Consider the following 12,291-nt stretch of genomic DNA (forward strand, 5'->3'; position numbering starts at 1 on the left):
AATAGAAGTATAGAATCCAGTTTATGAAGCATATCCGTAATTTTTCGATCATCGCCCATATTGACCATGGTAAATCGACCCTTTCAGATCGTTTGATCCAAGTTTGTGGCGGTTTAACCGACCGTGAAATGCAAAAGCAAGTTTTGGATTCAATGGATATTGAGCGCGAACGTGGTATTACCATTAAAGCGCAAAGTGTAACGTTGAATTACAAAGCGAACGATGGCGAAACCTACCAACTTAATTTCATTGATACTCCAGGACACGTTGATTTTACGTATGAAGTTTCACGTTCTTTAGCTGCATGTGAAGGTGCATTACTTGTTGTTGATGCAGGCCAAGGTGTTGAAGCACAAACATTAGCTAACTGTTACACTGCTATTGAAATGGAATTAGAGGTAATTCCAGTACTTAATAAAATCGATTTACCGCAAGCAGATCCATTGCGCGTTGCAGAAGAAATTGAAGAAATTATTGGTATTGATGCGCTTGACGCTGTGCAGTGTAGCGCTAAAACAGGTGTGGGTATTGCCGAAGTTCTTGAAATGATTGTTAAAGATGTACCGCCGCCAGTAGGCGACAAAGATGCACCTCTACAAGCACTTATTATTGATTCGTGGTTTGACCCATACCAAGGGGTTGTATCACTTGTACGTATTAAGCATGGCGAGTTACGAGCAGGCGACAAAATAAAAATAATGTCAAATGAGCACGTTCACACAGCTGACCATGTTGGTATTTTTACACCTAAGCAAACAAACACTGGTATTTTACGTACTGGCGAAGTAGGTTTTGTTATTGCGGGTATTAAAGAGATACATGGTGCGCCAGTTGGCGATACAATTACTCATCAACGAAATGCTGCTCCGCTGCGTTTACCAGGTTTTCAAAAAATTAAGCCACAGGTTTATGCAGGTATGTTTCCCATCGCATCAGATGAATATGAATCTTTCCGTGATGCTCTTAATAAATTAAGTTTAAATGATGCGTCGTTATTTTTTGAACCAGAGAATTCAACTGCACTAGGTTTTGGTTTCCGCTGTGGCTTTTTAGGTATGCTACATATGGAAATAATTCAAGAGCGCTTAGAGCGTGAATACGATATTGATTTAATAACTACTGCACCTACGGTAATCTACGAAATAGTAACCAAAGAAGGTACATTTCAGATCGATAACCCGTCTGACTTACCTGCAGTAAACGATATTGTAGAAATTCGTGAGCCGATTGTTGAAGCTAATATTCTGGTACCACAAGAATACCTAGGTAATGTTATTACCTTGTGTATCGAAAAGCGCGGTAGCCAAACTAAAATGACTTATCATGGAAAGCAAGTAGCCGTTACGTACGAACTACCGATGGCTGAAGTGGTAATGGACTTTTTTGATAAATTGAAATCAACAAGTCGTGGTTTCGCATCACTCGATTATAACTTTAAACATTTTCAAACATCAGATATGGTGCGTGTTGATATTTTAATTAATGGTGAGCGTGTTGATGCGTTAGCAATTATTGTACACAGAGATAGTGCGCAATCACGTGGTCGTCAGTTAGCTGATGCATTAAAAGAACTTATTCCACGCCAAATGTTTGATATTGCGATTCAAGCTGCAATTGGACAGCATGTTATTGCCCGCACAACGGTAAAACAATTGCGTAAAAACGTAATTGCTAAGTGTTATGGTGGTGACGTGAGTCGTAAGAAAAAGCTACTTAAAAAGCAAAAAGATGGTAAAAAACGCATGAAGCAAGTAGGCAATGTTGAAGTGCCTCAAGAAGCGTTCTTAGCTATTTTAAAAGTTGGTAAATAAAAATAAAGGATCATAAATGGCTGGTTATTTTTCAGTTTTATTGGTGTTATTAACATTAGGCTCAGGCTTAATATGGTTAATAGATCACCTTTTATATGCACCAAAAAGACAAGAACGCTTGGCTATTGCACAATCTTCATCTGGTGGTCAACTTGATGAAGAAGTCGCTGCATTAATTGCGCCTGAACCAGTAATAACAGAAACGGCCAAGTCAATTTTTCCAATGATCGCAGCGATTACTATTTTTAGATCATTTATTTTTGAGCCGTTTCAAATTCCATCAGGTTCGATGATGCCTACATTATTAGTAGGTGATTTTATTTTAGTGCAAAAATATTCTTATGGAATTAAAGATCCGGTCTGGCGTACTCAATTAGTTGATATGGGTGAGCCAGCTCGTGGTGATGTTGTTGTTTTTAAATACCCTCTAGATGAAAGTATTGATTATATAAAAAGGACTATAGGATTACCTGGAGATAAAATAGTTTATCGTGATAAGCGTTTGTATATTCAGCCAAACTGTAAAGAAGGCGAAACGCAACAAGGTAGCTTGCTGTGTAATGAATATAATAAAATTGATATGGAAATTATTAAAAGCGATGAATTTAATTTGAATGGAATGACGTCTGTACGATTAACGGAGTCTTTAACTGATGAGAGTCATGATATTCTAATCTACCCTGAGCGTGCGGAGCAAAAAGGACGATACTACAGACAACCAGGCACTCGCTCCGATGAATGGATTGTGCCTGAAGATCATTACTTAATGATGGGCGATAATCGCGATAATAGTGAAGATGGTCGCTTTTGGGGATTTGTACCAAAAGAAAACTTGGTGGGTAAAGCTGTCTTTATATGGATGAGTTTTGAATTTGATAATGGCCCAGATGATATTTTACCAGGATGGGTTCCAACTGGTGTTCGTTTTGAACGCCTAGGTAATATTCAGTAACAATGAAAAAAAATGTAACAGAATTATATAACAGAATAGGCTATGAATTTGCTGATCAAGGTTTACTTGAACAAGCGATGACGCATCGCAGTCATAAAGGTCAACATAACGAGCGACTTGAGTTTTTAGGTGACTCTATTTTGAGCTTTGTAATTGCCAATGCGCTTTATGCCAAATTCCCTAAAGCACGCGAAGGCGACTTAAGTCGCATGCGCTCTACACTTGTGCGCGGTCAAACTCTCGCTGAGTTTGGTCTTGAGTTTGGCTTAGGTGATTATCTGCGTTTAGGACCGGGCGAGCTTAAAAGCGGTGGATTTCGTCGTGAGTCAACGCTTGCTGATGCAGTTGAAGCTATTATTGGCGCTGTATTCTTAGATTCAGGAATTGATCGGTGTGGTGACCTTATTTTGGCGTGGTACGAATCACGTTTGGATGCTATTTCACCAGGGCTTAACCAAAAAGATCCTAAGACCCTGCTGCAAGAGTATTTACAAGCCAGAAAATTATCTCTACCTGGCTATACTGTGGTTGATACCAAAGGCCAAGCACACAATCAAACATTCACGGTTGAATGTATCGTTGATGGAATGGATAGCATAATTTCTGTTGGTAGCTCGCGCCGTAAAGCCGAACAAAAAGCTGCTGAAAAAGCATTGAAGATACTTAAAAATGAACCTTGATACTTTAATACAACCTCATGAAGGTGATGTAGATACGTTTTGTGGCATGGTGGCTATTGTAGGCCGTCCAAACGTAGGTAAGTCAACTTTACTCAATGAAATAATTGAGCAAAAGGTGAGCATTACCTCACGCAAACCACAAACGACACGCCACCGTATTATGGGTATTCATACCGAAGGTAAACACCAAGCGGTATACATAGATACACCCGGTCTACACGTTGAAGAAAAGCGTGCGATTAATCGTTTAATGAACCGTGCAGCATCCAGTTCTATTGGTGATGTTGAGCTTATTATTTTTGTCGTTGAGGGCACTCATTGGAATGCTGATGATGACATGGTACTTAATAAAGTATCACAAAGTGGTAAACCGGTATTATTGGTTATCAATAAAATAGACCAAGTTAAAGATCGTGACTTAGTACTTCCTCACATGAAATTTCTTGGCGATAAGTTCGATTTTGTTGGCATTATGCCTGTATCGGCAACGCAAGGTAAAAATGTTAACTTAATTAAAGATGAAGTAACTAAGCGTTTACCACCTTGTGAATTTTACTTTCCTGAAGATTATGTAACTGATCGCTCTATGCGTTTTATGGCCGCTGAAGTTATCCGTGAAAAGCTAATGCGTTTTATGGGTGAGGAGTTACCGTATTCAGTGACTGTTGAAATCGAACAGTTTAAATGGCAAGAAAATGGTATTTGGCACATCAACGGGTTGATTCTTGTTGAGCGCGAAACACAAAAGCGTATGGTTATTGGCAATAAAGGCGAGAAGCTAAAAACGATTGGCCGAGAAGCCCGCAAAGACATTGAAGAAATGCTTGATAACAAAGTATTCTTAGAGCTTTGGGTTAAAGTTAAGTCTGGTTGGGCTGATGATGAACGTGCACTAAGAAGCTTAGGTTACGGTGAAGACTAAACCAATAAGTAGCATAGTGAATGGATAGCGACTTCTACACAGCATATTTATTACATAGGCGTCCGTATAGTGATTCTCAAGTAATGTTAGATATGCTTGTAGAAGGTGTCGGCCAGCTAAGAATGCTGGCTCGAATTAGTGGTCGCCAGGCCACTAAACATAAAGCACAACTTCAGCCGTTTCAGGCACTTCTTGTTAATTACAGTGGCAAGTACGATTTAAAATATATCAATAAGTTTGAACTGCATGGCAACTCGCACTTTTTAAAGGGAGATGAGCTTTACTGTGGTTTTTATTTAAATGAGCTCACTAATCGTATTGTCCCTGTTAATGAGCCAATCGAACAAGTGTTTGAGCTGTATAAATCTCATCTAGCAAACCTGAACAGTGGGGCAAATTTGCAAGAAGTGCTTCGCTCATACGAGTTTCAATTATTAGAGCTCTTAGGCTACGGTGTTGATTTTAGTTTTGACGCAAGCGGTGAGCCAATAGACGAAGCGCTTACGTATAGCTATTTCCCTGAGCTTGGTTTTTTAATGCAAGACGATGTACGCTCAGGATTTAGTGGTAAACAGCTTAATTCAATTGCAAATCATGATTTTAGCCAAAGCGATGTGCTATATATGGCAAAGCAATTAAGTCGCTATTTATTAAAACCCTTATTAGGTAGTAAACCATTAAAAAGCCGCGAGTTATTTATGGCCTCTCAATAAACGTAATTTTACAGGTAAGAAAATGAAAGATATTCTTTTGGGTGTAAACGTAGATCATATTGCAACACTTCGCCAAGCGCGTGGAACAAGCTATCCAGATCCATCTCATGCAGCTAGTGTAGCAGAGCATGCAGGTGCAGACGGTATTACAATTCACTTACGTGAAGACAGACGCCATATTCAAGACCGCGATGTTTATGTGATGGCTAAAACCATTCAAACTCGTATGAATCTTGAAACCGCTGTTACCGATGAAATGATAAAAATAGCGCTTGAAGTAAAACCTGAGTATGTATGTTTAGTACCTGAAAAGCGCGAAGAATTAACAACTGAAGGTGGCTTAGATGTAGCTGGTAATATTGATAAAATTAAAGCAGCAATAAAAACGCTTACCGACGCGGGTATAAAAGTATCGCTATTTATTGATGCAGATAAAGCGCAGTTAGACGCAGCAAAAGAATGTGGCGCTCCATTTGTTGAAATACACACTGGCGCATATGCCGACGCTACTAATGACACTGACTTACATAAAGAGCTTGAGCACATTCGCGAAGGCGTTAAATATGCAGCAAGCATAGGCTTAATTGTAAATGCAGGGCATGGCCTTCATTATCATAACGTTAAGCCAATTGCTGAAATGCCCGAAATATACGAGCTAAACATTGGCCACGCTATTATAGCTCGCGCAGCGATAGATGGCCTTGATAAAGCCGTGCGCGATATGAAGCGATTAATGATTGAAGCAAGAATGTAATACGAATCTACATAAGCATTTAAAAATCTTAGTAAAACACGCGGTAAATACCGCGTTTTTTTGTATCTAAAATAAAACCTTACCTTTGTAGTTCGGTCGCACTTGCATCTGCAAGGAGGTTTTCAAGCTCGTCCTGTAACTCAAATAATTCAGGTTCAATATTCTCTAACAAGCACTTATTTTTAAGTGATGTTTCAATTGTTTCTGCGAGTGATTTAAGTTTTGGTACACCTGTGTAGCAACATGCGCCATGAAACTTGTGGACAATACTTAAGACTTGCTGACAATCATTACTCTTTATCGCTTTAGCAAGTAATGTAAGAGTTTCAGGGACGCTTAGGAGCAGCATATTAAGCATTTCTAGCGCTAACTCGCTCTTGCCGCCAGCATGTTGCAGGGCTTGTGCCCAATCAATTCGACTACTTTGAAATGGTGCTGGGCTTTGTGGTGTATCTGTTTTAGTTTTATCACGATTGACCGGAGTTTGTGGGCTATGGTCGCTAATAATTTGTTTAAGCATGTCCTCATCAATAGGCTTAGTTAAATAGCCTTTGAAACCATCTTTTAACAGTTGCTTTTTTTCGCTTTGGAGAGCATGTGCCGTTACGGCTATAATTGGTGTACCTTCATTAAGTGATGACTCCTGTATAAGCTTGCATGCGGTTATACCGTCCATAATTGGCATTTGTATATCCATAAAAATCACATCGTACTTATGACTTTTACTTAAGCTGTATGCTTGTGATCCATTATGTGCCGTTTCTATTACTTCAATCTGTTCACTTAGTAAAGTATGAAGAAGTTTTAAATTTGCATCGTTATCATCAACAACCAGTACTTTTAACGGCAGCAAAGCTTGATCGTTTTGCTCAATATTATGAGTAGGGTGGTCAAGCCTGTAAGGTGCGGCAAGTACTTCACATAACTTACGGTGATTAAGTGGCTTACTTAAGCAAGCATCTGCACCACAGTTGATGAAAGACTCACGCATACTGTGTGATACAGTATTAAGCATCAAATATAAGTAGTCCGTAGATTCACGTACGGCTTTTACGTAGCTTTTTAGCTGCTGCATATCATCAACTGATGCCATATGACCAATTAAACAAACATCATATCTATGCTCCGTATTTTCTATAGCGTCTAAAAAGCTAGTTTCGTTAAAACATGCAGTTACGCTTGATTGCCACTGTGTTAATAGCGAAAGTACAGCGTGGTGTGTATGTTCATGTGGCTCTAAATATAAGATACGCTTACCAATGAGTGATTTAGTCGGTAAGTCATTTGTAAAAACGTGATTTGGCAAACTAAATACACTATTAAAAGTAAAGCATGTACCGTTACCTGGTGCAGAGTTTAATGATATGCGGCCATTCATAGCTTCAACAATATGTTTGGTAATTATAAGTCCAAGGCCTGTGCCGCCAAATTTACGTGTAATGCTTGAGTCTGCTTGCCCAAATGGAGTGAATAACGAGTCTTGCTTATCCATAGGAATACCGACACCGGTGTCGGTTACCGAAACTAACAAAGAAGCGCGCTCGTCATCAAGCAATCGGTGACTTATATCGACCTTAATTGAGCCTTTTTCAGTAAACTTAATCGCGTTACTTAAGAGGTTTATTAATACTTGTTTAAAGCGCGTTGGGTCGCCAGTTAAGTCATCTGGCACGTGCTGGTTTATGTATATAGATAACTCTAACTGTTTTTCGTGTGCGCTAGGTGCTAGTAATGTCATTACCTCATTAACAGCATCACGAAGTTGAAATTGAATCGACTCAAGTTCCATAGCACCCGCTTCTAGTTTGGAAAAGTCTAGAATGTCGCTAATAATAGTCATTAAACTATTTGCTGATAGCATAATAGTGTCGAGATAATCTTTTTGATGCTTGTTTAGTGGTGTTTTATAAAGCTGGCGTGTAAATCCAATAACACCGTTGAGAGGAGTACGCAGCTCGTGACTCATCTTTGCTAAAAAGTCTGATTTTACACGGTTAGCATCTTGAGCTTCTTTTTTCGCAAACGAGAGTTCTATATTTGAAGTTTCATATTGCTCTAATGTTTCGCGATAGTCGCTAGTTGCTTGGTCGATGTTTTTTTGCATTTCATCTTTTTGCATCACCATAGTGTGAGCAATAGTATTTAGACCTTCACGCAATAATTCAAACTCACCGATCATGCTGTCGTTAAGACCAGTACTTCTTTTACCTTCAACTAATTTGTCGGTAGCGAGTACTAACTTATTAAGCGGTGTCATGAACATGCGACTGAGCCTGAAAGCCAAGATTGCGGCAAATGCAAGTGATAAAATAATAACAATACCACTAATTAATAGCGCTCGTTGCTGCCCTATAACTGCTTGGTCTTTATTCAGTTGTAGAATTACAGTACCGATAGATGTCTGAAAAGCAGACGGGTCCCATTTAGAGTCGTGACTTGTGTGGTTAACTATTGGGGTGAAAAATGTAATTAGGTTATCTGATCTCTGTATGCGGGTGGTATTTAAGTTTTTAAGTGTTTTTTGATTAATTAGTTTTTCGAATGAACGATGGTAATTACTGGTCATTAATAGTGTATTATTTTTATCGAAAATTGCGATCGACTTAATTGTAGGGGAGTGTTTGTTATGTGTGTAACTTATAAGGCGATTTAAGAGTTGTTTATTTTTTTCGAGCATTGGCTGCTCAAGGGCAATAGCAAGCGGCTCAGAAATAGTTGCACCTTGCTGATATAAAATTTCATCAAGCTCAATGTAACGATTTATTGTAAAATAGCCACCAAGTAGTAATCCTATGATCACCGTGGGGATCAGTGTCAGTGTTATAACAGAATCGCGTAAGCCTAATTTGGTCATAATGTGAGCGTTATTATTATCATTATTAGTATGATTTGAGTATATACGGTTCAACACGCATTCTAAAGCATCTAAAGATAGGTGCATTACAAATAAAGTGAAGGTAATGCCTAATGGCGCAAATTTTTAAAGCGAAAAAAAAACCGCTTAAGCAACAAACACTAGAATTAAATATCACAGGTATGGACCATCAAGGGCGTGGTATTGCTAAGCATAAAAATAAAGTGTGTTTTGTAAGTGGTGCATTACCTAATGAAACGGTTAAAGCAACACTTGTTGAAGATAAAGCGAAATACAGTAGTGCTAAAGTAATAAAAGTAATAAACGCCAGTGAATTTAGAACTGATGCATTTTGCGAGCATTATAATCATTGTGGTGGTTGCCAGCTACAGCATCTAGAAGTTGCTCAGCAAGTTATTGAAAAGCAAACAGCAGTTACTCAATTATTTAATAAATTTGCTAAATTAAAAGAGCTGAATTGGCAAACTCCGCTATTGAGCAAATCAACTCATTACAGGCGCAGTGCTCGGATTGCCGTTATGCTTGATAAAGCTGCTAAAAAAATGCGTGTAGGCTACAGAGCCAGTGGCTCTAAAAACATTGTAAGTATTAATAAATGCGCAGTACTTAATGATGTTTTTGCAAATGTATTTACTCTTTTTGATGAGCTAATTAATCAACATAAAGCGCTGCATAGTATAAGCCATCTGCAGTTATGCCAAAGTGATGAGCAAAACTTTGTGATTATTCGTCACACAAAAACAATTAACGATGAATTTAAGGCAATAGTTGAACAAGCTGCACTCAACCAGCAATATACTATTGTATGGCAAAGCGAGAGTGACATTATTGATCATTCGCACTTAGCTATGCCATTTTATTACATTAAAGAATTTGATTTAAAATTTGAATTTGGTTTAGGTAATTTTATTCAGGTTAATGCGCAAGTTAACGAAGCTATGTTAAAGCAAGCTGCAAATTGGCTGAATTTAAATGGGGACGAAAATTTATTAGATTTGTTTTGTGGTATTGGTAATTTCTCATTGGTGTTGGCAAAACAAGCTAAATCGGTAATTGGCGTTGAAGGCGTCACTTCAGCTGTTGCAATGGCTGCTCAAAATGCGCAAACTAACCAAATTACTAATGCGCAGTTTCATTGTTTTGATTTAACGCAAAATATGCAAAACGCGCCGTGGTTTAGTAAAGATTTAGACGTGCTTGTGCTTGACCCTTCTAGGACTGGTGCAATGGCTGTATTAGAGCAATTATCTTTAAAGCAGTTTAAAACTATTTTATATGTCTCTTGTGACCCTGTTACTTTAGCCCGTGACAGCGCAATTATTTCACAAGCTGGCTTTGATCTTAATAAAATTGGGCTAATGAATATGTTCCCTCATACAGGGCATATTGAAACTATGGCGTTATTTCAACGGAGGTAGAATGCATTATGGTAGCTACACGGCAATCACATCAGCAAGATGAGACAACGGATTTTAGCACTCGGCTTTCATTTCTTTCCTTGTCTGAGGAAAAAACAGAGCTACTTACTAAAGTGCAAGCGCTCTGCGTAAAATGTGATAATGAAAGTAGGCAAACTACTGCAATCGAAATGGTTGAAATTTTAGCTGAGCTAAATCTTGACCCTGAATCGTTAGCTACTGCATATCTAACGCCTTATTTTTTAAATGATCTTATATCGCTTGAAACCATAGAAGAGCAGCTAGGTAATAACATTGCTATGCTGTTAACGGGTGTAGCGCAAATGGCCACAATTAGTACTTTATCGCACCAAGGTAAAGGCACTATGCAGGTCGATAATATCCGAAAAATGCTATTAACTATGGTCGAAGACGTACGCGCTGTTGTTATTAAACTTGCAGAGCAGGTATGTCATTTACGTAATGTAAAAGATGCCGACGAAGAAGAGCGAGTTATTGCCGCAAAAGAAACAGCCGATATTTTTGCACCACTTGCAAACCGTTTAGGGATAGGGCAATTAAAATGGGAGCTTGAAGATTTATCGTTCAGGTATTTACACCCAGATACCTACAAAGGCATAGCTAAACAGTTAGATGATAAACGACTTGCTCGCGAAGCCTATATGGAAGATATGGTTGAGCAGGTAAAAAACCGCTTAAGTGAAGCCGGTATAGAAGCGCAAGTGTACGGGCGACCTAAACATATCTACAGCATTTTTAAAAAAATGCAGCAGAAAAACTACGAGTTTGATCAGCTTTTTGATATTCGCGCAATGCGTATTGTGGTTGAGCGCCTACAAGATTGTTACGGCGCGCTTGGCATAGTACATACAAACTGGCGTCATCTTAATAAAGAATTTGATGACTACGTTGCCACACCAAAGCAAAATGGCTATCAGTCTATTCATACTGTGGTATTTGGTCCTGAGGGTAAAACAGTTGAAATACAAATTCGTACCAGCGACATGCACCAAGATGCTGAGTTAGGTGTCGCTGCGCACTGGATGTATAAAGAAGGCGCATTACCTGGACGAGGCTCAGGTTACGAGCAAAAAATTAGTTGGCTGCGTAAATTACTGCAATGGCAAGAAGAAGTGGTTGATGGTGGCGATTTAGCGGAAGAGCTAAAAAACCAAGTAGTCGAAGACCGTGTGTACATCTTTACCCCAAGTGGCGATATTATTGATTTACCATTAGGCGCTACACCGCTTGATTTTGCCTACTACATTCACTCAAATGTAGGTCACAGGTGTATAGGCGCTAAAGTATTTGGCAAAATAGTGCCGTTTACACATCAGTTATCAACAGGGGATCAAGTAGAGATACTGACTCAAAAGCAGCCTAATCCAAGCCGAGACTGGCTAAATCCATCATTGGGTTATATTAAATCATCGCGTGCAAGAGCTAAAATACATCACTGGTTTAAGCAGCTCGACCGCGATAAAAACCTAAGTGCGGGTAAAGAAATACTCGACAGCGAGCTTCAAAAGCTTGATTTAACTTACAAAGATTTAGACCCCGCCATTAAGCGCTTTAATTTTAAAGAGCTCGATGACTTGATGGTTGCCATTGGCGCAGGTGATGTACGGTTAAACCAAATGCTTAACTTTGTTAGCGATCGTACAGAAGATGAACCAGTTATACGTTTTAAAGCACCAAGTAAAGTAACGGGTGATAAAAACGGCATTGTAGTGGATGGTGTGGGTAGCTTAATGAGCCATGTAGCTAAGTGTTGTCGTCCTGTACCTGGCGATCAAATAATTGGCTATATAACGCAAGGCCGTGGTATTGGTGTTCATAAAGATGACTGCGACTCATTTAATAACTTAAAAACACAGCATCCTGAACGCGTGATCTCAGTAAGTTGGTCTGACGATATTAATGGCTCTTATGCACTGAGCATAAAAATTGAGGCCAGCGATCGGTCTGGTTTAATCCGCGATATAAGCTCTGTGCTTGCTAACGAAAAGGTCAACGTGTTGAACATGAACGTAAATACGGTTGGTGCAGACCAACTTGCCGTATTTACTATGCAAATAGAAGTACATGACTTATCAGGTACTAATCGTGTACTTTCAAAACTACTTCAGATTGAAGGTGTTCACGATGCTAAGCGCAGCCAATAAA

The 12,291-nt window shown here is 39.0% G+C and carries 9 protein-coding genes; 8 read left to right on the forward strand and 1 reads right to left on the reverse strand.

Annotated features, from left to right (window positions below):
- Positions 1 to 23: 23 nt before the first annotated feature.
- From lepA to pdxJ, 6 genes are read left to right on the forward strand one after another with little or no spacing between them, the layout of a single operon-like run.
- Positions 24 to 1,811, forward strand: coding sequence for a translation elongation factor 4 (gene lepA, locus V6260_RS08310; RefSeq protein WP_341593633.1), 1,788 nt, complete (start codon positions 24 to 26; stop codon positions 1,809 to 1,811).
- 16 nt (positions 1,812 to 1,827) lie between these two features.
- Entirely contained in the window at positions 1,828 to 2,763 is a 936-nt protein-coding gene (gene lepB / locus V6260_RS08315; RefSeq protein ID WP_341593634.1) for a signal peptidase I, read from the forward strand.
- A gap of 2 nt (positions 2,764 to 2,765) precedes the next feature.
- A complete protein-coding gene (gene rnc / locus V6260_RS08320; RefSeq protein ID WP_341593635.1) occupies positions 2,766 to 3,443 on the forward strand; it encodes a ribonuclease III in 678 nt (225 codons plus the stop codon).
- On the forward strand, positions 3,433 to 4,365 hold the full coding sequence (gene era, locus V6260_RS08325; protein ID WP_341593636.1) for a GTPase Era: 933 nt from the start codon (positions 3,433 to 3,435) through the stop codon (positions 4,363 to 4,365). Before rnc ends, era begins: the two co-directional genes overlap by 11 nt.
- Positions 4,366 to 4,385: 20 nt before the next feature.
- Positions 4,386 to 5,078 (forward strand): DNA repair protein RecO, encoded by a 693-nt coding sequence (gene recO, locus V6260_RS08330; protein WP_341593637.1) that lies wholly within the window; start codon positions 4,386 to 4,388, stop codon positions 5,076 to 5,078.
- Between the two features lie 22 nt (positions 5,079 to 5,100).
- Positions 5,101 to 5,832, forward strand: coding sequence for a pyridoxine 5'-phosphate synthase (gene pdxJ / locus V6260_RS08335; protein WP_341593638.1), 732 nt, complete (start codon positions 5,101 to 5,103; stop codon positions 5,830 to 5,832).
- A 79-nt stretch (positions 5,833 to 5,911) separates the two neighbouring features.
- On the opposite strand, the gene barA is transcribed toward pdxJ, so the two are convergent.
- Complete coding sequence (gene barA / locus V6260_RS08340) at positions 5,912 to 8,686, reverse strand: two-component sensor histidine kinase BarA (protein ID WP_341593639.1); 2,775 nt, start codon at positions 8,684 to 8,686, stop codon at positions 5,912 to 5,914.
- A 113-nt stretch (positions 8,687 to 8,799) separates the two neighbouring features.
- Here barA and rlmD point away from each other — a divergent pair, with 113 nt between their 5' ends.
- Together rlmD and relA are read left to right on the forward strand one after the other, a co-directional pair.
- On the forward strand, positions 8,800 to 10,125 hold the full coding sequence (gene rlmD, locus V6260_RS08345; RefSeq protein ID WP_341593640.1) for a 23S rRNA (uracil(1939)-C(5))-methyltransferase RlmD: 1,326 nt from the start codon (positions 8,800 to 8,802) through the stop codon (positions 10,123 to 10,125).
- Between the two features lie 8 nt (positions 10,126 to 10,133).
- Complete coding sequence (gene relA / locus V6260_RS08350; RefSeq protein WP_341593641.1) at positions 10,134 to 12,290, forward strand: GTP diphosphokinase; 2,157 nt, start codon at positions 10,134 to 10,136, stop codon at positions 12,288 to 12,290.
- Position 12,291 lies beyond the last annotated feature (1 nt).

Origin of the sequence: Pseudoalteromonas aliena (genome assembly GCF_038155085.1) — a bacterium.
GTDB lineage: Bacteria > Pseudomonadota > Gammaproteobacteria > Enterobacterales > Alteromonadaceae > Pseudoalteromonas > Pseudoalteromonas aliena_A.